26 protein-coding genes are annotated in these 24,647 nt (G+C 73.1%); 17 read left to right on the forward strand and 9 right to left on the reverse strand.

What is annotated here, in order from left to right:
* Positions 1-4: 4 nt before the first annotated feature.
* Positions 5-2,734, reverse strand: coding sequence for an alpha/beta hydrolase (locus ABD091_RS09720; RefSeq protein ID WP_343917823.1), 2,730 nt, complete (start codon positions 2,732-2,734; stop codon positions 5-7).
* Between the two features lie 125 nt (positions 2,735-2,859).
* Here ABD091_RS09720 and ABD091_RS09725 point away from each other — a divergent pair, with 125 nt between their 5' ends.
* The 7 genes from ABD091_RS09725 to ABD091_RS09755 are packed head-to-tail and all read left to right on the forward strand — an operon-like array spanning position 2,860 to position 9,049.
* On the forward strand, positions 2,860-3,723 hold the full coding sequence (locus ABD091_RS09725; RefSeq protein ID WP_343917825.1) for a hypothetical protein: 864 nt from the start codon (positions 2,860-2,862) through the stop codon (positions 3,721-3,723).
* A gap of 44 nt (positions 3,724-3,767) precedes the next feature.
* Positions 3,768-4,091, forward strand: coding sequence for a metal-sensitive transcriptional regulator (locus tag ABD091_RS09730; protein WP_343917827.1), 324 nt, complete (start codon positions 3,768-3,770; stop codon positions 4,089-4,091).
* Positions 4,092-4,115: 24 nt separating this feature from the next.
* Complete coding sequence (locus ABD091_RS09735) at positions 4,116-4,319, forward strand: heavy-metal-associated domain-containing protein (protein ID WP_343917829.1); 204 nt, start codon at positions 4,116-4,118, stop codon at positions 4,317-4,319.
* A gap of 7 nt (positions 4,320-4,326) precedes the next feature.
* Entirely contained in the window at positions 4,327-5,184 is an 858-nt protein-coding gene (locus tag ABD091_RS09740; RefSeq protein ID WP_343917831.1) for a hypothetical protein, read from the forward strand.
* Positions 5,174-7,357 (forward strand): heavy metal translocating P-type ATPase, encoded by a 2,184-nt coding sequence (locus tag ABD091_RS09745; protein WP_343917833.1) that lies wholly within the window; start codon positions 5,174-5,176, stop codon positions 7,355-7,357. Before ABD091_RS09740 ends, ABD091_RS09745 begins: the two co-directional genes overlap by 11 nt.
* An 11-nt stretch (positions 7,358-7,368) precedes the next feature.
* Positions 7,369-8,538 carry a galactokinase gene (galK, locus tag ABD091_RS09750; protein WP_343917835.1) on the forward strand — a complete coding sequence of 390 codons (1,170 nt, stop codon included), beginning with the start codon at positions 7,369-7,371 and terminating at the stop codon, positions 8,536-8,538.
* A gap of 25 nt (positions 8,539-8,563) precedes the next feature.
* Positions 8,564-9,049: a glutathione peroxidase gene (locus ABD091_RS09755; protein WP_343917837.1), complete on the forward strand. Its 486-nt coding sequence runs from the start codon at positions 8,564-8,566 to the stop codon at positions 9,047-9,049.
* Positions 9,050-9,140: 91 nt separating this feature from the next.
* Here ABD091_RS09755 and ABD091_RS09760 read toward each other — a convergent pair whose 3' ends face one another.
* Positions 9,141-9,455, reverse strand: coding sequence for a GNAT family N-acetyltransferase (locus ABD091_RS09760; protein WP_343917839.1), 315 nt, complete (start codon positions 9,453-9,455; stop codon positions 9,141-9,143).
* Between the two features lie 54 nt (positions 9,456-9,509).
* On the opposite strand from ABD091_RS09760, the gene ABD091_RS09765 reads away from it, so the two are divergent.
* The gene (locus ABD091_RS09765; protein WP_343917841.1) at positions 9,510-10,892 is read left to right on the forward strand and encodes an NAD-dependent malic enzyme; all 1,383 of its coding nucleotides are present in this window, start codon (positions 9,510-9,512) and stop codon (positions 10,890-10,892) included.
* 52 nt (positions 10,893-10,944) lie between these two features.
* On the opposite strand, the gene ABD091_RS09770 is transcribed toward ABD091_RS09765, so the two are convergent.
* Together ABD091_RS09770 and ppgK are read right to left on the reverse strand one after the other, a co-directional pair.
* The gene (locus ABD091_RS09770) at positions 10,945-11,499 is read right to left on the reverse strand and encodes a hypothetical protein (RefSeq protein ID WP_343917843.1); all 555 of its coding nucleotides are present in this window, start codon (positions 11,497-11,499) and stop codon (positions 10,945-10,947) included.
* 49 nt (positions 11,500-11,548) lie between these two features.
* Positions 11,549-12,304 carry a polyphosphate--glucose phosphotransferase gene (gene ppgK / locus ABD091_RS09775; RefSeq protein ID WP_343917845.1) on the reverse strand — a complete coding sequence of 252 codons (756 nt, stop codon included), beginning with the start codon at positions 12,302-12,304 and terminating at the stop codon, positions 11,549-11,551.
* Positions 12,305-12,408: 104 nt separating this feature from the next.
* Between ppgK and ABD091_RS09780 the strand changes: the two genes are divergently transcribed.
* The 4 genes from ABD091_RS09780 to ABD091_RS09795 all read left to right on the forward strand — a co-directional run bounded on the left by ABD091_RS09780 (position 12,409) and on the right by ABD091_RS09795 (position 16,063).
* The gene (locus tag ABD091_RS09780; protein ID WP_343917847.1) at positions 12,409-13,827 is read left to right on the forward strand and encodes a fatty acid desaturase; all 1,419 of its coding nucleotides are present in this window, start codon (positions 12,409-12,411) and stop codon (positions 13,825-13,827) included.
* Positions 13,828-13,847: 20 nt separating this feature from the next.
* Positions 13,848-14,408, forward strand: coding sequence for a TetR/AcrR family transcriptional regulator (locus ABD091_RS09785; RefSeq protein WP_343917849.1), 561 nt, complete (start codon positions 13,848-13,850; stop codon positions 14,406-14,408).
* Positions 14,409-14,437: 29 nt separating this feature from the next.
* Entirely contained in the window at positions 14,438-14,629 is a 192-nt protein-coding gene (locus tag ABD091_RS09790; protein WP_343917851.1) for a hypothetical protein, read from the forward strand.
* A 75-nt stretch (positions 14,630-14,704) separates the two neighbouring features.
* Entirely contained in the window at positions 14,705-16,063 is a 1,359-nt protein-coding gene (locus ABD091_RS09795) for a calcium-binding protein (RefSeq protein WP_343917853.1), read from the forward strand.
* Here the strand turns inward: ABD091_RS09795 and ABD091_RS09800 are convergent.
* Positions 16,036-16,800 carry an AAA family ATPase gene (locus ABD091_RS09800; protein ID WP_343917855.1) on the reverse strand — a complete coding sequence of 255 codons (765 nt, stop codon included), beginning with the start codon at positions 16,798-16,800 and terminating at the stop codon, positions 16,036-16,038. The genes ABD091_RS09795 and ABD091_RS09800 overlap by 28 nt on opposite strands.
* Positions 16,801-16,858: 58 nt before the next feature.
* Here ABD091_RS09800 and ABD091_RS09805 point away from each other — a divergent pair, with 58 nt between their 5' ends.
* The gene (locus ABD091_RS09805) at positions 16,859-17,518 is read left to right on the forward strand and encodes a hypothetical protein (protein WP_343917857.1); all 660 of its coding nucleotides are present in this window, start codon (positions 16,859-16,861) and stop codon (positions 17,516-17,518) included.
* A 53-nt stretch (positions 17,519-17,571) separates the two neighbouring features.
* Positions 17,572-18,228 carry a LamG domain-containing protein gene (locus ABD091_RS09810; RefSeq protein WP_343917859.1) on the forward strand — a complete coding sequence of 219 codons (657 nt, stop codon included), beginning with the start codon at positions 17,572-17,574 and terminating at the stop codon, positions 18,226-18,228.
* Here ABD091_RS09810 and ABD091_RS09815 read toward each other — a convergent pair.
* Together ABD091_RS09815 and ABD091_RS09820 are read right to left on the reverse strand one after the other, a co-directional pair.
* On the reverse strand, positions 18,209-18,895 hold the full coding sequence (locus ABD091_RS09815) for a hypothetical protein (RefSeq protein WP_343917861.1): 687 nt from the start codon (positions 18,893-18,895) through the stop codon (positions 18,209-18,211). The two genes, ABD091_RS09810 and ABD091_RS09815, sit on opposite strands and share 20 nt — an antisense overlap.
* Positions 18,892-19,965, reverse strand: a complete 1,074-nt coding sequence (locus tag ABD091_RS09820) for a BUD32 family EKC/KEOPS complex subunit (RefSeq protein WP_343917863.1) — start codon at positions 19,963-19,965, stop codon at positions 18,892-18,894. The genes ABD091_RS09815 and ABD091_RS09820 overlap by 4 nt, the downstream gene beginning before the upstream one ends.
* Positions 19,966-20,024: 59 nt before the next feature.
* Between ABD091_RS09820 and ABD091_RS09825 the strand changes: the two genes are divergently transcribed.
* Complete coding sequence (locus ABD091_RS09825) at positions 20,025-20,489, forward strand: MarR family winged helix-turn-helix transcriptional regulator (protein WP_343917865.1); 465 nt, start codon at positions 20,025-20,027, stop codon at positions 20,487-20,489.
* Here the strand turns inward: ABD091_RS09825 and ABD091_RS09830 are convergent.
* Positions 20,479-21,408 carry an Ig-like domain-containing protein gene (locus ABD091_RS09830; protein ID WP_343917867.1) on the reverse strand — a complete coding sequence of 310 codons (930 nt, stop codon included), beginning with the start codon at positions 21,406-21,408 and terminating at the stop codon, positions 20,479-20,481. The genes ABD091_RS09825 and ABD091_RS09830 overlap by 11 nt on opposite strands.
* A gap of 44 nt (positions 21,409-21,452) precedes the next feature.
* Positions 21,453-22,340, reverse strand: a complete 888-nt coding sequence (locus ABD091_RS09835; protein WP_343917869.1) for a GTP-binding protein LepA — start codon at positions 22,338-22,340, stop codon at positions 21,453-21,455.
* 24 nt (positions 22,341-22,364) lie between these two features.
* On the opposite strand from ABD091_RS09835, the gene ABD091_RS09840 reads away from it, so the two are divergent.
* Positions 22,365-23,756, forward strand: coding sequence for an MFS transporter (locus ABD091_RS09840; RefSeq protein WP_343917871.1), 1,392 nt, complete (start codon positions 22,365-22,367; stop codon positions 23,754-23,756).
* Positions 23,757-23,797: 41 nt separating this feature from the next.
* Positions 23,798-24,646, forward strand: coding sequence for a methylenetetrahydrofolate reductase (locus ABD091_RS09845; protein WP_343917873.1), 849 nt, complete (start codon positions 23,798-23,800; stop codon positions 24,644-24,646).
* Position 24,647 lies beyond the last annotated feature (1 nt).

The following is a 24,647-nucleotide window of genomic DNA, read 5'->3' on the forward strand; positions in this document are numbered from 1 at the left end:
GGGGTCAGTCCACCACGCGCACCGTCCTGCGGACCTCACGACGACCCAGGTCCATCGAGAAGGTGACGACCTCGACCCCCTCGTCGACCCGGTCGACGCGGGTCGGCATCGTCAGCGTGACCGTGTGGTCGCCGGGCCGGACCGTGCGGCCGAGGTAGACCCCGGCCCGGTGGAGCGGGGTCCGTGGGTCGCTGCCGGCCACGTCGTGGCCGGCGAGCCAGCGGACGGGGAGGTCGCCGATCCGGAGCGGCTCGCGGTCGCTGCTCCCGCGGACGACCTCGACCGCGGCGTACAGCGGATAGCTCGCGCCACCCTCGATGCGGACCCGCACGGGGATCTGGTCGCCCTCGGCGACCCGCCGCGGCGTGGTGAAGGACATCCGCGGCCGCGGGTCGTCGTCGACCACGCGCAGCACGCCCACGTAGGCGTCGGTCATGACGTGGTCGACGGGGTGCGCCTCGAGCTGGGTGAAGCGGTCCCCGTAGTCGTCGAGGTCGTTGGACTCGTACTCGACCGGGATGGTGCCCGACGTCTGGCCCGGCGCCACGTCGAGGCGCACGACCTCGCGGTCGCGGGGGCGCCAGCCGGTGGAGATGCCGACGAGCAGCTCGGCGGGCTCGGTCAGCGTCCCGTCGACGGTCCAGGGGACCTCGGCGACCGCGGTGCCGTCGGTGTCGCCCTCGCGCAGCCGCAGCGAGCCCATGCTCACGGTGGCGGCGCGGGTGTCGGGCACCGCGGCGAGGGTGTCGGGGGCCGCGGCGAGGTCGAGCACCCAGATCCGGCCGTCCTCGCTGTCGCCGATGACCTCCACCTGCTCCACCCGGGAGAGGTCGATGCCGGTCGCCTCGGCCGGGTCGGCGATCACGGTCTGGGCCCACCGCTTCGCCGAACGACGGTCGGAGGGCAGTGCGCGCACCAGTCCGTCGTCGGCGGGGGTGACGACGGCCGAGGTGCCGTCGGCGTCGGTCAGCCGCAGCCGCAGCCGCACGTCGCCGCGGGTCGGGTCGACGATGGTGCGCAGCTCGAGCCGGCCGGAGGACAGGTCGAGCGGCTCGTCGAGCCGCAGCCCGCCCGACTGGCCCACCGCGGACCAGCTCATCTCGAGCTCCGGCCGGGACGGTGCGAGCTCGCGGGCGTCGTACCAGTGCGGGACCTGGCCGTAGAGCTCGTAGCCCTTGCCGCAGGCGCCCACGCCGCTCTGCGACAGCACCCCGCGGCAGAAGGCCGTGGTGGCGCCGTCGGCCAGGGCGAGGCCGCTCTCGGTGCCGGCGCCGCGGACGTCGCGGCCGCCGCCGATCGCGTGGGAGCGCACGTCGGCCGCGCCGATGGTGGGGGGCCGCACGACCGAGCCGTCGAACAGGGGCAGCACCTCCTGGTCGTCGCGGGTGAAGAGCGCGACGGCTCCGGCGACGTAGGCCACGCCGACGCGCTGCTGCTCGGTGGCCGTCAGCCGGGTCGGCGAGCCCTCGCCGCACAGCGTGGCCGGCCCACCGCCGCCCCAGTCGTCCCAGGCGGGCGCCTCGGCGAGGCCGGGGGTCCACTCGGTGTTGAAGAAGTTGTGGTTGGCGCCGGAGACGAACACCGAGCTCTTCAGCGAGGTGTCGTCGTCGAAGAGGTCGCGACCGCTGTCGGTGAACCGCTGACCCTGGAGGTCGAAGACGTCGCCGTCGCAGGAGGGCAGCACCGTCACGGTGGGCACGTACGGCGCGGACTGGGTGCCGAAGTTGGTCGGGGCGAGCAGCACCTGGCCGGCGATCCGGTAGGGCGCGTCCGCGTCGATCTGGATCGAGGCCCGGTCGACCCCCTCGCCGCCGCGGCTGTGGCCGACGAGCACGACCTGGTCGAGGTCGACCTGGTGCTCGTCGGCGAGGTCGACCCAGTGGTCGAGGTGCGCCTGCACGATCGCCGCCCGAGCGTCGGCGCCGCCGTCGGCGAGCCGGTAGTCCTGGGCGTTGATGCCGTTGACGCGCACGGAGACGGTCGCGTAGCCCTGCGACGCGAGCACCTGCTGGATGTAGTCGTAGCCGAGGTGGCTGGGGATGTCGATCGCCGGCGCCTGGCACGGCCAGCTCCACTCGTCGGCCCCCGACTCGGTCGGGTCGTAGCAGAAGCTGTGGCGGCCGTGGAGGAAGAGGACCAGCGGCCGCGGTCCGGCGTCGGCTCCCAGCACAGGCTCGACGACGTGGCCCACCATCTCGATCGGCTCCGGCATCCCCGGCAGCGGCACCGGCGCGAGCTCGTAGTCGGTCGTGCTGGTCTCGTAGCTGCCCGGCTCCGCCGGATCGGCCTCGAGCGCGGGCAGCCGCGGCACGGCGGAGGAACGGGCCGTCCGCTGGTCGGGCACGTCGGACCCGGCGACGTCGAGCCGGTCCCCGGAGAGCACGACGTCGAGGGCAGCGGGGTCGGGCCGCGTCGGCGAGGCCACCGAGGTGGTGACCGTCCGGCCGTCGGCGCGCACCGTCGGGACGCCGAGGGCGGTGCCGCCGTGCACGATCGTCGGCCGGTCCGAGGTCACCGGGAGCCGCGCCGGCGAGCGCCACGTGACGACCCACTCTCCGGGCCCGGCCGCGCGCACCTTCCACCTCCCGACGTCTCCTCCCGGGACGGACGTCGAGGGACGCGCTCCGGCACCAGGGGCCGCGGTCGCCGGGGCCGCCGACAGCGCGAGCGCCGCGGTCAGGACCGTGGCCAGGGCGGCGCGGACGGGGCGGACGGTGCGGCTGCGTGGTGGCATGACGACTCCCTCGAGTGACGACTCATGGATAGTGACGTGCGCCACGGCCGTTCGGTTGCCTTGCCGTCGCGACCCGCCGTACGGGCGCGCGGGAACCGCGAGCAGGCGGTGGTCGTCTGACCCCCATGCGCCTCCTCCTCGCGGTCACGCTGCTCCTCGCTCCCTCCGGCTGCGCGCTCGGTGGTGGCCCGGTCGACGAGCTCGCCGCCGACGACCGCGCCCGGCTCTACTACCTGCTGGCCGAGCCGACCTTCGACGGCGCGTCGCTGCTGACGACCTACGAGACGCCGGTCGACGCCACCGGTGACCCCGGCTACGACGCCCTGCACGCGCTGCTCACGAACCAGGCCCCCGAGGGCAAGCTCGACGGCTTCAACTTCGCGGTCGGCGAGAACGGCGAACCCGTGGTCGACGTCGAGTCGGTGACGCACGAGGACGGGGTGGTCGAGGTGTCGCTGCGGGGCGACACCCGCGACCCCTACCCGGCGCTCGACCTCTGCTGCATCCCCGAGACGGAGGCCGTCGTGCAGTCGCTGGTGCTGACCGTGCAGGCAGCGCTCGACACCGACGACCCGGTGCGCTTCGACGTCAGGTCGATGTGGTTCGACGACGTGCGCGGGCTCCACGAGGCGGACCCGTCGGTCGTCGTCCCACCGCTGGCCGAGGGCTCCGGCGTCACCGAGGTCGCGGTGGCGACGTACCCGCCGGCGGAGGCCCACGTGCAGCCCTTGGTGCAGGGACGCGTCGGGGTCGAGGACGGGTGCGTGGTCCTCGACGGACGCCCCACGATCTGGCCGGACGGCTGGACCGCGTGGCAGACCGGGCAGGGCGTGGTGCTGCTCGACGAGACCGGCCGGCTCGCAGTGCGGGAGGGCCAGCGGCTCCACGCGAGCGGCTTGGTCGGCAGCGCCCGGCTCGAGGGCCCGTGCGTCGCGCGCGGCGACCGGGTGGCGGGCATCTTCGGCGACGTCACGGTGGGTCGACGCTGACCGGGGCATTGCAACTCATACGGTAGGGGGGTATGGTTCTCCGCATGACGGAGACCAGCGCCGAGGCCACCCACGAGCACGTGCACGGCTACCTCGCCCACGACGACAAGGACAAGGTCCTCAAGCGGCTGCGCCGCATCGAGGGCCAGGTGCGCGGTCTCCAGCGGATGGTCGAGGAGGAGAAGTACTGCATCGACGTGCTGACCCAGGTCTCCGCCGCCACCAAGGCGCTGGAGTCGGTCGCGCTGACGCTGCTCCACGACCACCTCACCCACTGCGTCGTCGACGCTGCGAAGCAGGGCGGACCCGAGGCCGACCGCAAGGTCCGCGAGGCCTCCGACGCCATCGCGCGGCTCGTCCGCTCCTGAACCCCTGACCACGAGGAGATCCCCATGAGCACCCAGACCTTCACCGTCACCGGCATGACCTGCGGCCACTGCGTCGCCTCCGTCACCGAGGAGGTCTCCGAGGTCGCCGGCGTCGAGGACGTCGACGTCGTCCTCGAGTCCGGTCAGGTCACCGTCACGAGCGCCGAGCCGGTCGACGAGTCCGCGGTGCGCGCGGCCGTCGAGGAGGCCGGCTACCAGCTGGCGTGAGCACCCCATGAGCACCCCCGTCCGGATCGCCGGCTTCGTCCTCGGCCTGGTCGCCGTCTTCCTCGCCGCCCGCGGGGTCGGAGCGGTCGCCAACCCGGTCGACGTCGCCACCCCCGTCGCCCACGACGACATGGGCGCGGCGGGTCACGACGACGGCGGGCACACCGAGCAGGCAGTCGCCCACGCGCCGGGTGGGCTGCAGACCTCCGAGCAGGGCTACACGCTCCGGGTCGTCCGCCAGCAGCCGCTCCGATTCACCGTCGACGGACCGGACGGCCATGCCGTCACGGCGTACGACGTGGTCCACGACCAGCCGCTCCACCTGGTCAAGGTCCGCCGCGACGGCACCGGCTATCAGCACGTCCACCCGACGATGGCCGACGACGGCACCTGGACCGCGCGGCTCGACCTCGAGCCCGGCAGCAACCGCGTCATCGCCGACTTCACCCCGACCGGTGGACCCGAGCTCGTGCTGGGCGCGGACGTCGAGGTCTCCGGCACGTACGCCGCCTCGCCCGCGCCCGCGGTGAGCCGCACGGACCGCGTCGGACCCTACGAGGTCACCCTCGCCGGTGACCTCGAGGCGGGCGGGTCGTCGCCGCTGACCGCGACCGTCACCCGCGACGGCGAGCCCGTCACCGACCTCCAGCCCTACCTCGGCGCCTACGGCCACCTGGTCGCGCTGCGTGAGGGCGACCTCGCCTACCTCCACGTCCACCCGGAGGAGTCCGCCGCCGGACCGGACATTCCCTTCGTCGCGGAGGTCCCGAGCGTGGGTCGCTACCGCTTGTTCCTCGACTTCAAGCTCCACGACGTGGTCCACACCGCCGCGTTCGTCCTGGAGGTGGACGGCCATGACCACTGAACCCCTCACCACCGACGTCGAGCTCGCCATCACCGGCATGACCTGCGCGTCCTGCGCCAACCGGATCGAGCGCAAGCTCAACAAGCTCGACGGCGTGGTCGCGACCGTCAACTACGCGACCGAGAAGGCGAAGGTCACCTATCCCGAGGCGATCACGCCCGAGCAGCTCGTCGAGACCGTCGAGCAGGCGGGCTACGCCGCGACGCTGCCGCGCGCGGAGGAACCCACCGCCGACGATGGCGAGCCGGTCGACCCGCTGCTCCAGCGGCTGGTCGTCTCGGCCGTGCTCGCCGTGCCGGTGATCGCGCTGGCGATGGTGCCGGCCTGGCAGTTCGACTACTGGCAGTGGGCCTCGCTCACGTTGGCCGCGCCGGTGGTCGTCTGGGGCGCCTGGCCGTTCCACCGCGCGGCCTGGGTCAACGCCCGCCACGGCACTTCGACCATGGACACCCTCGTGTCCATCGGTGTGCTCGCCGCCTTCGGCTGGTCGCTCTACGCGCTGTTCCTCGGCACCGCCGGGACGCCGGGCATGACCCACCCCTTCGAGCTGACGGTCGAGCGCACCGACGGCAGCGGCAACATCTACCTCGAGGCCGCCGCCGGCGTCACGACGTTCATCCTCGCCGGCCGCTGGTTCGAGCACCGGTCGAAGCGGCGCGCCGGTGCCGCCCTCCGGGCGCTGCTCGAGATGGGCGCCAAGGAGGTCCACGTCCTCCGCGACGGCGCCGAGGTGACGGTCCCGGCCGACCAGCTCGTGGTCGGCGACCTGTTCGTCGTACGCCCGGGGGAGAAGGTCGCCACCGACGGCGAGGTCGTCGAGGGCAGCTCGGCGGTCGACGAGTCGATGCTGACCGGGGAGTCCGTGCCGGTCGAGGTGGGCCCGGGCAGCACCGTCACCGGGGCGACCGTCAACGCCGGCGGCCGGCTCGTCGTCCGCGCGACGCGCGTCGGCTCCGACACCCAGCTCGCGCAGATGGCACGGCTGGTCGAGGACGCCCAGAACGGGAAGGCCGAGGTCCAGCGCCTCGCCGACCGGATCTCCGGCGTCTTCGTCCCGATCGTGATCGCGCTGTCGGTCGCGACGCTCGGCTTCTGGATCGGCAACGGCGCCGGCCCCACCACCGCCTTCACCGCCGCGATCGCCGTCCTCATCATCGCCTGCCCCTGCGCGCTCGGGCTGGCGACGCCGACCGCGCTGATGGTCGGCACCGGCCGCGGTGCCCAGGCGGGCATCCTCATCAAGGGCCCCGAGGTCCTCGAGTCGACGCGCCGCGTCGACACCGTCGTGCTCGACAAGACCGGCACCGTCACCACCGGGGTGATGGCCCTCGTGCGCGGGGTCTCGGCGCAGGGCGAGGACGCCGACGAGGTGCTGCGGCTCGCCGCCGCCGTCGAGGCCGCCTCCGAGCACCCGGTCGGCCGCGCGGTCGTGGCCGGGGCGCTCGACCAGGACCTCGGCCCGCTGCCCGCGGTCACCGGCTTCGCGGCCACGGCCGGCCACGGCGTCCGCGGCACCGTCGAGGGCCGGGTCGTGACCGTCGGACGGCCGACGTCCGAGGTCGACCTCGAGCCCGGAGCGACGGTCGTCGAGGTGGCGTGGGACGGCGAGGTCCGCGGCTGGCTCGCGGTCGCCGACGAGGTCAAGCCCACCTCCGCCGAGGCCGTACGCCGGCTGCGCGAGCTCGGCCTGCGGCCGGTGCTGCTGACCGGCGACCGGTCCTCGGTCGCCGAGGCCGTCGCCGCCGAGGTCGGGATCGACGAGGTGATCGCCGAGGTGATGCCGGCCGACAAGGTCGCTGTCGTGGAGCGGCTGCAGGCCGAGGGCCGGACCGTCGCGATGGTGGGTGACGGTGTCAACGACGCGGCCGCCCTCGCCACCGCCGACCTCGGGCTCGCGATGGGCACCGGGACGGACGTCGCGATCGAGGCCTCCGACCTGACGCTGGTGCGCGGCGACCTGCGGGTCGCTGCGGACGCGATCAGCCTCGCGCGGCGTACCCTCCGCACGATCAAGGGCAACCTGTTCTGGGCCTTCGCCTACAACGTCGCCGCCCTGCCGTTGGCCGCCGCAGGCCTGCTCAACCCGATGCTCGCCGGCGCCGCGATGGCCTTCAGCTCGGTCTTCGTCGTGACCAACAGCCTGCGGCTGCGCCGCTGGCAGCCCAGCCCCTAGGGTCGACTCCCATGAGCGTCGACCACGTCGAGCCCGGCGACCCCCACGAGATCGCGGCCGCCCTGCGGGAGCGGCTTCCCGGCGCCCTCGGGGTCTTCGCGGCTCCCGGGCGGGTGAACCTGATCGGGGAGCACACCGACTACAACGGCGGCCTGGTCCTGCCGCTCGCGCTCCCCCACGCGACCTACGCCGCGGTCCGGCTGCGTGAGGACGACCGGCTCACGGTCGCCAGCCTCCAGCAGGACGACGAGCTCCGGATCGCGCTCGACGACCTCGCTCCCGGCGCGGTGAAGGGCTGGGCGGCCTACGCCGCGGGCGCGGTGTGGGCGCTGCAGAAGGCCGGCCACGACGTCCCCGGCCTCGACCTGCTCGTCGACGGCCGGGTCCCGCTCGGCTCGGGGCTGTCGAGCTCGGCCGCGCTGATCTGCTCGGTCGCCCTCGCCGCCTCCGAGGCCGCCGGGCTCGACCTCGACGTCCGCGACCTGGTCACCCCGACGGTGCGGGCCGAGTCGGAGGCGGCCGGTGCGCCCACCGGCGGCATGGACCAGACGGTGTCGCTCCTCGGCGAACCCGGCCACGCGCTGCTGATCGACTTCACCTCCCACGACGACCGGCCGGTGACCTGGGACCCCGGGTCCGCCGGGCTCACGCTGCTGGTCGTCGACACGCGGTCGGCCCACTCGCTCGTCGACGGCACCGGCTACGTCGCCCGACGGCGCGACTGCGAGCTGGCCGCCGAGCAGCTCGGGCTCGACAACCTGCGCGGCGCGACCGAGGCCGACCTCGCCCGGCTGACCGGCCCGGCGGCCGACCGGCTGCGGCGGCGTACGAAGCACGTCGTGACCGAGGTGGCGCGCGTCGGGCGGGTCGTCGAGGCCCTCGAGGCCGGCGACTGGGAGGCGGTCGGGTCGACCTTCACCGAGAGCCACGTCTCGATGCGTGACGACTTCGAGATCTCCTGCGAGGAGCTCGACGTCGTCGTCGACACCGCGCTCGCCGAGGGTGCCCTGGGTGCGCGGATGACCGGGGGTGGCTTCGGCGGCTCGGCGATCGCGCTGGTGCGCCGGGAGGACGCTGACCGGGTCGCCGCGGCGATCGGCACGGCGTTCGCGTCCCACGAGTGGGGCGCCCCCGGCGTGCTTCCGGCGCCCGCGTCGGCCGGAGCGCACCGCGTCGTCTGACCAGCGCTTTGGCAGGATCGGGGCCATGACCTCCCTGGGCAGCTTCAGCGCGCGCGCGATCGACGGCACCGACACCGACCTCTCGTCCTACGAGGGACAGGTGGTGCTCGTGGTCAACACCGCCTCCCAGTGCGGCTTCACCGGCCAGTACGCCGGGCTCCAGGAGCTGCACGATACCTACGCCGAGCAGGGCTTCAGCGTCCTCGGCTTCCCCTGCAACCAGTTCGGCGGGCAGGAGCCGGGCGACGAGGAGGAGATCGCGTCGTTCTGCGACCGGACCTTCGGCGTCACCTTCCCGATGTTCGCCAAGGTCGACGTCAACGGCGACGAGGCCCACCCGCTCTTCGAGTGGCTGCGCAACGAGAAGTCCGGCCTGATGCCGGGCGACGCCATCAAGTGGAACTTCACCAAGTTCCTCGTCGGCAAGGACGGCCAGGTCATCAAGCGCTTCTCCCCCACCACCGACCCCGCCAAGATCGGCGACAAGATCAAGGACGCCCTCGCCGCCTGAGGTCGAGTCGCGGATCTGTGACCCGCGAGTCGCGCACTCGTGACGTCAGCAGCGTCACCTTTCCGCGACTCACGTGTCACCAACCCACGACTCAACCCGTCGGCAGGTCGTACTTCTCGCGGAGGGCCTCGGGGACGAGGTGGAGGTAGTCGCCGGGGTGGCGACGGATGTAGTCGGCCGTGAAGGGGCAGGCGGGGTGGACGGGGAGGCCGGCGGCGTCGGCGGTGTCGAGGACGTGACGCATCAGCAGCGAGCCGAGCCCCTCGCCCTCGTGCCCGTCGTCGATCTCGGTGTGGACGACGGTCAGGTGGTCGTCGTGGCGGCGGTAGTCGGCGAAGCCGACGACCTGGCCGTCGAGCAGCAGCTCGTAGCGTGACTTCTCGGTGTTGTCGGTCACCTCGCGCATGCTGCGGACGTTAGCGACTTGCTGGTAACCGAGGTGTGGGGGAAAGGTGTCGGCATGGCCGCCACGCCCTCGTCCTACTCGATCACCATGCGGTTGCACACCAACCCCGACCACGGGGTGGTCGGGCAGGTCGCGACCGCCATCTCCGAGCAGGGGGGCATCGTGACCGGCATCGACGTCGCGGAGTCGAGCCACGCCCGGCTCGTCGTCGACGTCACCTGCTCCGCGAGCGACTCCGACCACGCCGAGAAGGTCGTCGCCGCGGTCGACGAGGTCGAGGGCGTCGTCGTCCACAAGGTCTCCGACCGGACCTTCCTGCTCCACATCGGCGGCAAGATCGAGGTCAGGTCGAAGGTCCCGCTCCGTACGCGTGACGACCTGTCGATGGCCTACACCCCCGGGGTCGGCCGGGTCTCGATGGCGCTGGCGAAGAACCCCGACGACGTCAGCCGCCTGACCGTCAAGGGCAACAGCGTCGCCGTCGTGACCGACGGCTCGGCCGTGCTCGGCCTCGGCAACATCGGGCCGGGCGCCGCGCTGCCGGTCATGGAGGGCAAGGCCGCGCTGTTCAAGCGGTTCGCCGACATCGACGCCTGGCCGATCTGCCTGGCCAGCCAGGACACCGACGAGATCGTCAAGGCCGTCGAGATGATCGCCCCCGGCTTCGGCGGCATCAACCTCGAGGACATCGCGGCGCCGCGCTGCTTCGAGATCGAGGCCCGGCTGCGCGAGAGCCTCGACATCCCCGTCTTCCACGACGACCAGCACGGCACCGCCATCGTCGTCCTCGCCGCCCTCACCAACGCGCTGCGCGTGGTCAAGAAGCAGATGGCCGACGTCCGCGTCGTCGTCAGCGGCGGCGGTGCTGCCGGGACGGCGATCGTGACGCTGCTGCTCGCGGCCGGGGTGTCCGACGTGGTGGTGGTCGACCGTGAGGGCGCGATCTGCGCCGGCGACGAGTCGCTCTCCGAGGCCCACCGCGAGCTCGCCGAGGCGACCAACCCCCGCCGCGTCACCGGCGACCTCCACGCCGTGCTGCAGGGCGCCGACGTCTTCATCGGCGTCTCCGCCCCGCGGATCCTCCAGCCCGACTGGATCGCCGAGATGGCCGACCAGGCCGTGATCTTCGCCCTCGCCAACCCCGACCCCGAGGTCGACCCCGGCGAGGCCGGCAAGTACGCCGCGGTCGTGGCCTCGGGCCGCAGCGACTACCCCAACCAGATCAACAACGTGCTCGCGTTCCCGGGCGTCTTCCGCGGCCTGCTCGACGCCCGCGCCTCCGAGGTCAGCGTCGACATGCTGCTGCGGGCGGCCGAGGCGCTCGCCCTGGTCGTCAAGGACGACGAGCTCAACCCGAGCTTCATCATCCCCAACGTCTTCGACCCCGACGTCCCCAAGAGCGTCGCCCGCGCCATCTCCGGCCGCGACACCGACTGACGCGGCCCGCGCCGCCCGCCGTACCCGACCTGACGGTCGTCAGATCGTGAATTCACGACACTGAGGTCGGGTACGACGAACCGCCCCGCACCGACTCGACCCGGTCCGGAGCGACCCCGGCGGTCACCGGGGCGTCCCCCGTGCCCTGCACCTGCTCGCCGACGAGGTGGGCGCCGGTGGCGAGCAGGGGCGTGGCGGCCAGCACCGCGAGCCGGGTCTGCCAGCGGCCGTCCGGCCCGGCGGCGTACGTCGCGGCGCCGGCGGCGAGGGCACCGACGAGGAGGGCGAGCGGCCACGGCATCGGTGCGTCGTAGTCGGTCCCCGGGACGAGCGCGAGGCGCAGCTCGCCGGCGGCGTACCAGAGGGAGCCGAGCGCCACGACGAGCGCCGCGGTGTGGGCCAGGACTCGCGGCAGCCGGAAGGCCCAGAGCAGCAGCGGCCCGAGCAGCAGCGAGAGGCCGATGACGGCAGCGTCGTCGAACGCCGAACCCAGGCACTCGCCGACGGTGCCGCAGTAGTCGTCGTTGTCCAGCGAGGCGATCGAGAGGGCCAGGGCGACCAGCAGGGTGACCGGAAGGACGCGGAGGAGTCGGCGACGCAGGCTCATGGGCGCCACCCTCCCCCGCGGGGCTGCGGGCGGGGGACCGCCCGCGTACTCAGCGAGTCCCGCCGAGCCGGTGGGCGTTGAGCGCCGCCCCGACGACGCCGGCCCGGTTGAGCAGGACGGCGGGCACGATCGGGGTGCGGATGTCGAGCAGCGGCAGGAACTCCTGGTGCTCCTTCGACACCCCGCCGCCGACGACGAACAGGTCGGGGCTGAAGAGCGCCTCGACCACCGAGTAGTAGCGGGTGAGCCGCTCGGCCCACGCCTCCCAGGACAGCTCCTCGGCCTTGCGGGCGCTGTTGGCGGCGTGGGTCTCGGCGTCGCGGCCGTCGATCTCGAGGTGGCCGAGCTCGGCGTTCGGCACCAGCACGCCGTCGTGGACGAACGCCGAGCCGATGCCCGTGCCGAGGGTGGTGACGATGACCAGTCCGCGCTGGCCCCGGGCGGCGCCGTAGGCCACCTCGGCGAGGCCGGCCGCGTCGGCGTCGTTGACGACGTGGACCTCCCGGCCGGTGGCCTCGGAGAGCAGTGCGTCGGCGTCGGTGCCGATCCAGCCGGGGTCGATGTTGGCGGCCGAGCCGACCACGCCGTGCCGGACGACGCCCGGCACGGTCACCCCGACCGGCCCGGTGCTGTCGGGGAAGTGGGTCAGCAGCTCGGCGAAGACGCCGGCGACCGCGTCGGGCGTGGCCGGCTGCGGGGTGGTGATGCGCACCCGCTCCTCGGCGAAGTCGCCCTCGTCGAGGTCGACGGGCGCCCCCTTGATGCCGGTGCCGCCGAAGTCGATGCCGAACGCCTGCTGTCCCATGACCGCCATCCTGCCAGTGTCGACCGGCACTTGACATCGATGCGCCTCTTGTCAAGTGACTTGACATTCCCTACGGTGTTGTAAACCCCGATCGAGGAGGTCCGATGACGGCGAACAGCACGGTCCCGCAAGGCTCGACCGACCAGTGGCGCGACAAGAAGCGCCAGCTCTGGCTGATCGGGCTGGTGGTCCCGAGCCTGGCTTTCATCGGCTACGCGATGTGGAGCCTCACCGGATGGGGTGTCTGGTTCTGGATCGGACCGATCGTGATCCTGGTGATCGTCCCCGCGATCGACCTGGTCGCCGGCCTCGACCGCTCCAACCCGCCCGACGACGTGATCGAGGCGCTGGAGAACGACCGCTACTACCGCTGGATCACCTACCTCTTCCTGCCGATCCAGTACGCCGGGTTCGTCGGCGCGATGTGGCTGATCGCCGCGGGCGAGGGGCTGTCGACGATCGACAAGGTCGGCCTCGCCGTCTCGATCGGCTGCATCGGCGGCATCGGCATCAACACCGCCCACGAGCTCGGGCACAAGAAGGAGGCCAACGAGCGCTGGCTGTCGAAGATCGCGCTGGCGCAGGTGTTCTACGGCCACTTCTACATCGAGCACAACCGTGGCCACCACGTCCGCGTCGCGACCCCGGAGGACCCGGCGTCCTCGCGGCTGGGCGAGAACTTCTACCAGTTCTGGCCGCGCACCGTCCTCGGGTCGCTGAAGAGCGCGTGGCGGATCGAGAAGCGCCGCTACGCCCGCAGGAAGCACCACCCCTTCCGGCTCGGCAACGACGTCCTCAACGCCTGGGTGATGTCGGTCGTGCTGTGGGGCGCGCTCGTCGCGTGGCTCGGCATCGGGATCCTGCCGTTCCTCGTCGTCCAGGCCGTCGTCGGCTTCTCGCTGCTCGAGGTCGTCAACTACATGGAGCACTACGGGATGCTGCGCCAGAAGGTCGGCGTCGGCGAGCGCCGGCGCTACGAGCGGGTCGACCCCAGCCACAGCTGGAACTCCAACAACATCGCGACCAACGTCCTGCTCTACCACCTCCAGCGCCACAGCGACCACCACGCCAACCCCACCCGCCGCTACCAGGCGCTGCGCGACTTCGAGGAGAGCCCGGTGCTGCCGACGGGCTACGCCGGGATGATCGTGCTGGCCGCCGTCCCGTTCGTCTGGCGGCGCGTCATGGACCCGCGGGTGGTCGCCCACTTCGACGGCGACGTCAGCCGTGCCAACATCAGCCCGCGCAAGCGGGAGAGGATCCTCGCGGCGTACGGCGCGGCCGGGGTCGGCACGTCGGTCGGTCGAGCCGCTGCGGAGGAACGGGGGAGCGGGTCCAGACCCGAGGTCCTCGCCGCCCGCTGCCCCGGCTGCTCCTACACCTACGAGGTCGAGGCGGGCGACGAGCACGAGGGCTTCGCGGCCGGCACCGCCTGGGCCGACATCCCCGACGACTGGTGCTGCCCCGACTGCGGTGTGCGCGAGAAGGTCGACTTCGTGCCGGTCGACAAGGTGGAGGCCTGACCGCTCCGTAGGGTGGGCGCATGACGAGCCTGCGCGACCGCCTGGTCACCGCCGCGGTCGAGCTCACGCTGGCCCACGGCTGGTCCCAGGTGACGATGGCGCGGCTCGCGGCCGAGGTCGGCGTCAGCAGGCAGACCGTCTACAACGAGGTCGGCGGCAAGGAGGCGCTGGCCGAGGCGATGATCCTCGCCGAGCTCGACCGCTTCCTCGGGGTCGTCAGCGACGCGTTCGACGCCCACCCCGACGACCTCGTCGCCGCGATCGAGGCGGCGGCCCGGGGCGTCCTCGACCAGGCCCAGGGCAACGACCTCCTCAAGGCGGTCGTCAGCGCCACCCACGGCGCCGACACCGAGCTGCTCCCGCTCCTCACCACCCACGCCGAGTCACTGCTGGCCGCCGCGAAGCTCGTCGTCGCCGAGCGCGTGGCGCCGTACGACCTGGGGCTCGACGACGTCCGCCTCGAGGCCGCCATCGACATGGTCGTCCGGGTCGTGCTCAGCCACGTCATGCAGCCGAGCGCCACGCCCGAGGCCACGGCCGCCGACCTGGCCTGGATCGCGGCGCGGGTGCTGCGCGGCTGACCCTGCGCGGGGTCGGCTAGGTTCGCGCCATGAACGCGTCCCCCGAGGCCAAGCACGCCCCCGTCGGTGCCCTGCGCGCCGGGCTCCTGCTGCTCGTCGTCGGTGCCCTGTTGGCGTGGTGGTCGCCGGGCGAGGTGCCCGGATGGGTGTGGGTGACGACGATCTTCGTGGGCGGCGTGCTCGTCGCCACCGCCCTCGGCATCCGGATGCTGCGCGCCTGATCCGCGATTCTCCGGTGGAGGCCGCGAGCGCGCCCTAGAGTCGCGCCAGCATCGCGACGACCAACGGGGGAACGAATGCTGCGCAAGGCCCTGCCCGCCGGGCTGCTCCTGCCCGCCCTGCTCGCGCCGGGGGTGGCCGCAGCCGGCCCGACCCCCAGCGCCACCGAGCGGACCTGCCACGGCCTGGTGGCCACGATCGTCGGAACCCCCGGCGACGACCGGATCACCGGCACCCGCGGACCCGACGTCGTCGTCGGCCTCGGCGGCGACGACCGGATCGACGGCCGTGGCGGCGACGACGTGGTCTGCGGCAACGGTGGGGCCGACGACCTCCTCGGTGGCCGCGGCGCCGACCAGCTCTACGGCGGTCGCGACCTGCACGAGAATCACGGCAGGTCCACACGGGTCTTCGGCGACCTCCTGGAGGGTGGCCCCGGCGACGACCGCCTCGACGTCGGCTTCCAGCCGCTCCCGACGGGGCGCATCGCGGTCTGGCGGCGCAACACCGTCACCTTCCGCGGCAGCGCGCGGCCGGTCTCGGTGGACCTGGCGGCCGGGACCGCGGTCGGTGAGGGCGACGACACCGTCGTGGCCGTACGCCGCCTCGAGGTGGCTGGCAGCCGATTCGACGACGCGATCACGGGGTCGCGGCGACCGGAGACCCTCGACGGCGGTCGCGGCGACGACTCCGTCGCGGGCGGCGGTGGCCGGGACGCTGTCCTCGGCTACCAGGGCGACGACGTCCTGGTCGGCGGGCCGGGCGACGACCTCGTGATCAGCACACGGGGCGTCTCCACGGTGGAGGGCGGCGACGGCGCCGACTACCTGATCGCCGCCAGCCCCGCCCCGACGACCGTGCTGGGCGGTGCCGGGTTCGACTACATCGAGCGACGCATCACCGCCGGGGAGACCGGCGTGATCGACGGTGGTGACGACGACAACTACCTCGAGCTCGAGACGTCGTCGCTCTGGCGGGACCGCGACCCCGGCTTCGAGGTCGACGCGGCGGCCGGCACCTTCACCGCGACGGCGTACGAGGACGTGCAGTCGACCGGCTTCACCGGGATCGGCGGGTTCATCCTGTGGGGCCCGGGACGGTGGACCTTCCTCGGCAGCGACGCCGACGACGCCGTCCAGGTGCTCGACGGCCGCCTGGACGCCCAGGGCTTCGGTGGCGACGACTTCCTGCTCGGGGCCGAGCGCGCCGACGTGCTCGACGGCGGCGAGGGCACCGACGCCGCGTGGGGAGGGAAGGGCAGCAACACCTGCCTCGACGCCGAGACCGGCGACTGCGACGGCTACCCGTGGGACGCGCCGGGCAACGCCAGGTCCCTCGGGCGCGCCGGCCTCCCCGACGGGTGGCACCGCGACCTCGACCCCGAGGCGCTCGTCCGCCGGTGGCTGGGTCAGTCGTCGAGGACGTGGCGCAGGTAGCGCATCGGCTCGTCGAGGTAGGCCCGCCAGTGGGTGACCAGGTCGAGCTCGCTCCAGGCGACCTCGCGCAGACCGTGGTCGCCGAGCTCGAGGATGGTGGCGCCCGGGAGCGCGGCGAGCAGGGGTGAGTGGGTCGCGCAGACGACCTGCGCCCCGATGTCGCCGAGCTCGTGGAGGACCGAGACCAGCGCGACCTGGGCTCTGAAGGAGAGCGCCGCCTCAGGCTCGTCGAGGAGGTAGAGCCCGGGCTGCCGGAAGCGGGTGCGCAGCACCTCGAGGAACGACTCGCCGTGGCTCATCTCGTGGAGGCCGGAGTCGGCGCCGGACTCGTCGAAGGCCTCGAGGCGGGTGAACCAGCCGTGCATGGTCTCGGCGCGGAGGAAGAACCCCCAGCGCGGGGCGCCCGGAGAGCGCTCGAGGGTGATCCAGTCGTGGAGCGGCGACTCGGAGGGACGCGTCCCCACGCGGAGGTTGGCCGTGCCGCCCTCGGCCCCGAGCCCGTAGGCCATCGCGAGCGCCTCGACGAGGGTCGACTTGCCGGAGCCGTTCTCGCCCACCAGCAGGGTGACCCCGCGACGCAGCTCGAGGCCGCCGGCCAGGACCTGGGCCACCGCGGGGATCGTCGCGGGCCACTCCCGCTCGAGCGGCGCCGCCCGGCTGCGTACGACGCGTCGCACGATGCGCCCGTCGCGTGCTCCCGCCACCATGCCGGCGACGCTACCGGCGATGGCCGACATGACCGGCACCCCCGAAATCGAGGATGTGCGGTGCCGGCACGCGGCCTAGGTTGTGGCCGTGCGCCGCTGGACGACCCTCGCCGTGGTCGTCGGGCTGCTCCTCGCGACCGGCGGCGCGTCGAGCGCTGACCCGGCGTTGCTGGAGACCTGGACCTACGCGCCGCTCACCCAGCAGCTCGTGGTCCCCGACGGAGGTTCCCCGTTCTCGATCACGGGCGGGAGGACGTCCTGGACGCTCCTCGGGGCCCCGGCGGTCCGGTTCAGCCGGGCACCGTCGCTCGCCGTCCAGACCAGCGACACGTTCGTCGCGCCCGGGTCGGCCGACTTCACCTACTCGGCCGTGATGAGCGTGGACGAGGTCCGCGCCCGGTCGTCCGCCAACGTCTTCCAGTACGGCCGCTACGGGACCCAGCAGATCAAGCTCCAGCTCACCGCGACCGGCAAGGCGCAGTGCGTGCTCCGTGGCACCGGTGGCCGGGTCAAGGTGACGTCGCGGGCGCCGTCCCTCGACGACGGCGGCCGGCAGCACACCTTCGCCTGCTGGCGGTCCGGAGGGACCGTGGGCGTCACCCTCGACAGCCAGACCACCGCGAAGGCCTTCGCCCTCGGCTCGGTGGTGCCGACCGGGCGTGCGACCGCGGGCAACAAGTCGCTCACCGGCGACGCCTCCGACCAGCTCTTCGGGAAGATCTGGAGCGTCAGCGTGTCGGTGGGCTGACCTCCCCGATCTCGACGATGGTGCGCGACCGGCACGAGGCCTACGGTGCTGTGGTGCTCCGTCGGACGGCAGCTGCCGTCTCCTTCCTGGTCCTCGCCGCCGCCCCGGCCGCCGGCGCTGCGCCGCAGGTGGTCGACACGTGGTCCTACTCACCGGCGACGCACCAGCTCGTCGCAGCGGGCAGCGGCGCACCGTTCTCGATCGTGGGCGGCTCGGCCTTCGTCGACACCTCCGGTGCGGCCGCGGTGCAGTTCACGGCGGCGCCGGGTGTGGCGGTGCAGACCGCCGAGCCGTTCGTGGCGCCCGGTGGCTCCGACTTCCGCTACGAGGCCGTGATGGGCGTGGACCGGCTGCGGGCCAGCTCAACGCCCAACGTCTTCCAGTACGGGCGCTACGACGGCCACCAGGTCAAGCTCCAGCTCAGCGCCAAGGGCGTCCCGCAGTGCCTGTTCAACGGGACCGGCGGCCGGCTCAAGCTGACGTCGCGGTCGCCCTCCCTCGGTGACGGCGGTCGACAGCACACCTTCGCCTGCTGGCGCACCGGCGGGTCGGTGGGTGTCACCGTCGACGGCACCACCACCTCCCGGCTGTTCGCCCTCGGCTCGGTCACCCCCGTCGGCAAGGCCACCGCCGGCAACCGGTCACCGACGGGCAAGGCCTCCGACCAGCTCTTCGGGAAGATCTGGAGCGTCAGCGTGTCGCTGGGCTGACCACCCGCCGGGCGACGGCGACGAAGGCCGCCACCAGTCCGAACGTCGCGACCACCGACAGCCACTCCGTCCCGCTCGCCCGACCGCCGACGTGCACCGGGACCCAGGCGATCAGCGCGATGCCGGCCCAGCGGGGCACCGAGGCGGTGCGCAGCAGCGCGACCCCGAGGAGGACGGGACCCAGCAGGTTGCCGGCGATCAGCAGCACCGTGAACCAGACCAGGTGGGGCTCCGCGAGGGCGGCGTCCACGGCCGCGGCGTACGACGCCGTCCCGTCACCCCGCTCGGCGACCGAGAGCGTCAGGAACCCCTGGTGGGCGAAGGCGAAGTAGCAGGTGTAGCTCCCCGCCATCAGCCAGCTGCCGAGCGCAGCGATCCTCGGCGAACCGGTCGCGACGCTCGGCACCGCGAGCGCCGCCGGGACCAGCAGCAGACACGCGAATGCGGCGGCGAGGGTCGTGCCCAGGTAGAGGCCCGGGTCGGCGGCGGCGAGCGCGAGGTCGCCGGCCGTCGTCTCGTCGCCGCTGCCGCCGGCGTCCATCAACGCCCAGAGCAGGTTCGAGGCGAGCATGAGGACCGGTCCGAGCACGAGCGCGACGCCGAACATCCGCGCGTGGGGACCGACCCGCGATCCGGTCGCCGTCGGCGGGAGGGTGGTGGTGGTCATCGTCCCTCCTGGGAGGCGAGGTAGTGGTCGACGAGGAAGCGGGTCATCGCCAGCCGCTCGTCGAAGGCGTGGCGCGCCCCGGGCTCGTCGCTGCCGATGGTGTCCAGCGGCAGCCCGTCGAAGCCGCTGCGGATCATCACGCTGGTCGCGAAGGCGTCGCGGACCTCGTCGTCGCGCCTGGTCACGCCCTCGGCGGCGAGGCCGTCGAGGTAGGCCGGGACGATCCGGGCCGCGATCTCCGGCAGCATCGCGGCCGGCACCTGGCCGGCGTGGGTGAGGCCGACGAGCAGCTGGCCGAGGTCGAAGCCGAGGGCGTGCGGGGCGCGGAACGAGAGGTCGATCACCACGAAGGTGTCGGGGTCCTCGGCGGGGACCAGCAGGTTCTGGGGGCTGGCGTCACCGTGCGGGATGCAGAGCCGGTGACGGTCGAGTCGGTCGAGCATGGCCGGGAGCTCGCGTCCGAGGCCACGTAGGTCCTCCCGCAGGTCGGCACTGTCGGCGAGCCACGGGTGGGCCCAGAGGTCGTCGTCCTCCAGCGGACCCAGTCCCCGGAAGGGCACCGCATTCTGGGCGTACTTGTGGAGCCCGAAGTTGGGCGGGTGGGGATTGCGTCCCACCAGCGAGGGTGCGGCGCACCGGGCGTTCCAGCGGCCCAGCAGGCGGGCGGAGCGGTCGTACTGGGCAAGGTCGCAGGACGGAGGCGCCTGCCGGACGTCCTCCATCCACACGGCCACACGATCGTCGCCGAGGTCGACGATCCCGTGGAGCTCGGGGACGCGCAGTCCCTCCGGCAGGGTCGCGGTCCAGACGGGGTCCCACAGCTCGAGCTCCTCGCGCCACGGGAACATCTGGCGGAACTCCTCCGCCATGGGCGGCGGCATCGTCGCGAGCAGCGGCCAGTGCCGCACGTGCTGGAGCACCTTGCAGAACCACGACCAGCCGTCGCCGTGGAGCCGGTAGAGACCGCCGGTGGCGGGGGAGCCGAACGCGTAGGGCACGGGCTCCAGCACGCCCGGGCCCGGCGGCGCGAGCTCGCCCAGCAGGTCCTCGTACGCCGGCAGCGCGCCCATCGCCCCTCCACGGATTTGATCAGGTTACCTTCCTACTTTATGGATAGTAAGGTTGCCTTATGACTCACGTCAAGGGGATGGTCCCGGACTACCCGGACCACGTCGTCGCCCTGCTCGGACGCGTACTCGACGGCTTCCGGCGCGACATGCGCACCGCCGCCCGCGACGGCGGTGGCGGACCCGAGGCCATCCAGGGCCTCCGCTCCTCGCAGGTGCGGCTGCTGTCGCTGACCCCGCCCGAGGGGATGCGCGTCACCGACCTGGCCGAACGGGTGGGCATGACCAAGCAGGCGCTGGGCGAGTTCGCCAACGACCTCGAGTGGCTCGGTCACCTGGAGTCGGTGCGCGACCCCGCCGACCGGCGCGTGCGGATCCTGCGGCCGACCTCCCGGGGCCTGGAAGCGGTCGCGGCGAGCAACGAGGTCATCGCGGCCGTGGAGGAGGAGTGGCGCGAGCGGCTCGGCACGCGCAAGTGGGAGCAGCTGCGACGCCTGCTGGTGGAGGCCGCCGACCTCAGTCGATGACGCTGGCGAACGTGAACGAGGAGCCGGTGGCCCCGCCGGCCTCGGCGACGTACACCGTTACCTCGTAGAGGGCGGGCATGGTCCAGGCGTGGGTCAGCGTCCCGAGGTCGCCCGGACCGGCGAAGCTGCCGATGGCCTCGACCGGGCTGCCGTCGCCCCAGTCAACGGTCGCCGTCCACGGCCCGTCGTCGAGGCCGGGGTCGGCGAAGGAGCCGAGGCCGACCACGATCTCCTCGTCGACGTGGCCGGCCGAACCGTCGTCGGGAAGCGTCACGACCGGCTTCTGGTTGGTGACCTTCACCGCGAGCTGGGCGGTGCTGCGCGCGCCGTGGGCGTCCACGGCCCGGCCGCGCACGGTCGTCACCCCCTGGTCGCCGAACTCGCAGTCGTGGCGACGCTGCGGCTGGCTGACCTCGTAGGTGCCGTCGCCGTTGCAGTCGAACTCGTAGGTGATCGCGTCGCCCTCGGGGTCACGCGCGGTCAGCGTCACCCGGCCGGGCGAGTACTCCCGCACGGGGGTCTCGATGTCCATCGACAGCCGCGGGGCGTCGTTGACCGCCTTCACGACCAGCACGACCGTGGCCCGGTCGCGGCGGCCCGAGGCGTCCCGGGCGACGTAGACGAGGCGGTCGCGGCCCGACCAGTTGCGGTCGGGGGTGTAGACAAGCCGGCCGGTGGAGCTGAGCCGGGCCGTGCCGTGGCGGGGCTTGCGCACCATCCGGGCGGTGAGGCGCCGGCCCTCCGGGTCGGTGTCGTTGGAGAGCACCCCGGGCGCGGTGTAGGTGATCCCCGTGTCCTCGAAAGTCACCAGGCGGTCGTTGCGCGCCGTGGGTGCAGCGCCGGTGGCGGCCGTGGCCGCGGGCGCGGAGAGTACGGCGACCACCAGGACGCCCGTGAGCAGGGCAGCAGCGTGCTTCATGAGGACCCCCCCCGGATCTGACGTGCCCGTCGAGCGTAGGGCGTTCAGCGGGTGCCGGTAGGGGGAACGGACGACTCCGGCCGGCGTGCCCGGGCGGCCCCGGCCGCGTCGGCGAAGGCGCGCAGCACGTAGGGCGGGACGCGCATCCCTTCCGCGTGGGCCCAGAGCAGGTCGCGCTCGAGCCGGGAGACCTGCTCGGCGAACGACTCGACCCGGTCGGTGATGGACAGGCTCGTCATCACGTCGCCGAAGTCGGCGAGCTGGTCGGGGTTGTTGACCCCGACCGGGGCGAACGAGAGCGCCCGCAGGCGGCGTACGAGCCAGCGCTGCCAGGGCGCGAGCTGGTCGTGGAGGCCCCGTGCGGAGAGCGAGTAGAAGGCGTGGTGGCCGGGCTCCTGGCGCTTGATCTGGCCGACGACCGAGCCCGCGACGGCGTGCTCACCCATCTCGGTCAGCCCGTCGTGGAGCAGGTTGTAGGCCAGGACGGCCGAGCGCTCCGTCGCCTGACCGGTCAGGTAGTAGAGCATCCGCACGACGTCCTGGACCGGCGCCAGGTGGGCGAGCGCGCCCAGCACCCGGAGCTTCGCCGAGACCGTCGTCAGGTCCGGGGTCGCGGCGGGCCGTCCGAGCTCCTGCTGGAGGGCGTCGAGGATCTCGCCGTGCCGGACCTCCTGGGGCTGCCAGACGTCGGCGTAGAAGTAGCGGTCGACCTCGGGCGGGTCGGGCAGCATCGTCGTGAGCTCGAGGACGTTGCGGTCGACCTCGAGCTCGACCCGCGCCATGTAGTCGAGGACGTGGCCGAAGCGGTCGCGGACGGCGGCCGGGTCGGCCACGGTCAGGTCGACGGTCGCGAGGTCGATCGGGGGGTGCTCCTCCCCGAGCCGGTCGACGTGCTCGCGCAGCCGCTGCTCGGTCGTTCGGGTGCGCGGCACAGCGGCGAGCCTAGTCTGGGTCACGTGGTTCCTTCGGTGGCCTCCCCGGTGCGGATGGGTACGGCGACCGGCCGCTGGGTCGTCGCGGCGGCGACGCTCGGCTCCGGGATGACCCTGCTCGACGGCACGGTCGTCAACGTCGCGCTCCGCACCATCGGCGCCGACCTCGAGGCCTCGCTGGCCCAGCTGCAGTGGATCAACAACGGCTACCTGCTCACCCTCGCGTCGGTGATCCTGCTCGGCGGCTCGCTCGGGGACCGCTTCGGCCGGCGCCGGCTCTTCGTGATCGGCGTGGCCTGGTTCGCGCTCGCCTCGCTGCTGTGCGGGCTGGCGCCCAACGCAGAGATCCTCGTGGTCGCCCGGTTGCTGCAGGGAGTCGGCGGCGGGTTGCTGACCCCGGGCAGCCTCGCGATGATCCAGGGCGCCTTCGTCCGCGAGGAGCGGGCGCCCGCGATCGGCGCCTGGACCGGGTTCGGCGGCATCGCGGCCGCCATCGGTCCCTTCCTCGGCGGCCTGCTGATCGGCGCGGGGTCGTGGCGCCTGATCTTCTGGGTCAACCTCCCGATCGCGCTGCTCACGCTCTGGCTCGCTCAGCGCCACGTCCCCGAGTCGCGCTCGTCCCACCCGTCCGGTCGCTTCGACGTGGCCGGGGCCGTCCTCGCGGCGCTGGCGCTGGGCGGCGTGACCTACGCGCTGGTGCAGGGCGGCGGTGGCGCGCTCGTCGCGGGTGCGGTGGGGGTCCTCTCCGGCATCCTCTTCGTCGCGGTCGAGCGGCGCGGGCGCGAGCCGATGCTGCCGCTCGACCTGTTCGCCGACCGGACGTTCGCGGCGGCCAACGCCATGACCCTGCTGATGTACGCCGCCCTCGGGGCCGTCCTGTTCTTCCTCGTCCTCCAGCTCCAGACCGTGACCGGGTGGTCGCCGCTGGCGGCCGGGATGGCGACGCTGCCGCTGACGATCTGCATGCTCCTGCTCTCGCGCCGGACCGGCCGGCTCGCCGGGACGATCGGTCCGCGGATCCCGATGACCGTCGGCCCGCTGGCGATGGGCTGCGCACTCCTGCTCCTGCTGTCGGTCGATGCGGACACCGTCTACTGGACCGGCGTGCTGCCGGGCATCACGCTCTTCGGTCTCGGTCTGTCCTGCACCGTGGCGCCGCTCACCGCGACGGTCCTCGCGGCCGCCCCCGACCGGCTCGCGGGCACGGCCAGCGGGGTCAACAACGCGGTCGCCCGGACCGGGACTCTCCTCGCGGTCGCGGCACTGCCGCCCGCCGTCGGGCTCTCCGGCCAGGACTATGCCGACCCGTCGGCGCTCGCGGCGGCGTATCCCCTCGCGGTGGCGGCCTGCGCGGCCCTGCTCGGCCTCGGAGGACTGCTGTCGTGGCTGCTGGTGCCGCACCGGATCCCGCAGTAGGCTCAGCGCTGTTCGGTGCGCATCACGAAACGAGTTCCTTCATGCGCAACAAGTCGGCCACCCGTGCCACCCTCGTCCGGCTCCTGGAGCACGCGCGCTACGAGGTGCTGCCCACCGCGTCCGCGGAGGACACCCTGCTCGAGCACGTCCCGCGCGACCGGGAGATCACCGTCACCGCATCCCCGTCGAAGGGGCTGGAGGCGACCTTCGAGCTGGCAGAACGCCTGGCCGGGCACGGCTATCCTGTCGTGCCCCACCTCGCCGCGCGGATGGTCCGCGACCGGGCCGAGCTCGCCGAGATCGCCGAGCGGCTGACCGGCAAGGGCATCACCCGGATCTTCATCCCGGGCGGCGACGCGGAGGCGGTCGGCGACTACCCCGACGCGCTCGCCCTGCTCGAGGACCTCCAGCACGTCGGCAGCCCCTTCGACCACGTCGGCATCACCGGCTACCCCGAGTCGCACCCCACCATCCCCGACGACCTCACGGTCCAGTCGATGTGGGACAAGCGCCGCCACGCGACCCACATCGTCAGCAACCTGACCTTCGACCCCGACGTCATCCGCGCCTGGGTCCACCGGATGCGCGGGCGTGGCATCACGATGCCGCTGCTGCTCGGCATCCCCGGTCCCGTCGACCGGACCAAGCTGCTCGCGATGGCGACCCGGATCGGCGTCGGGGAGTCCACCCGGTTCCTCAACAAGCACAAGGGCACCTTCGCGCGGCTCGCCGCCCCCGGCGGCTTCACCGGCCAGCGGTTCCTCGAGCAGTGCGCACCCACGCTCGCCGAGCCCGGCGCCCTCGTCGAGGGCCTCCACGTCTTCACCTTCAACCAGATCCCCGCCACCGAGGCCTGGCGCACCGAACAGCTCGACCGCCTCCGGGGTTGAG

It is taken from the genome of Nocardioides aestuarii (assembly GCF_039527245.1).
Taxonomy (GTDB): Bacteria; Actinomycetota; Actinomycetes; order Propionibacteriales; family Nocardioidaceae; genus Nocardioides; species Nocardioides aestuarii.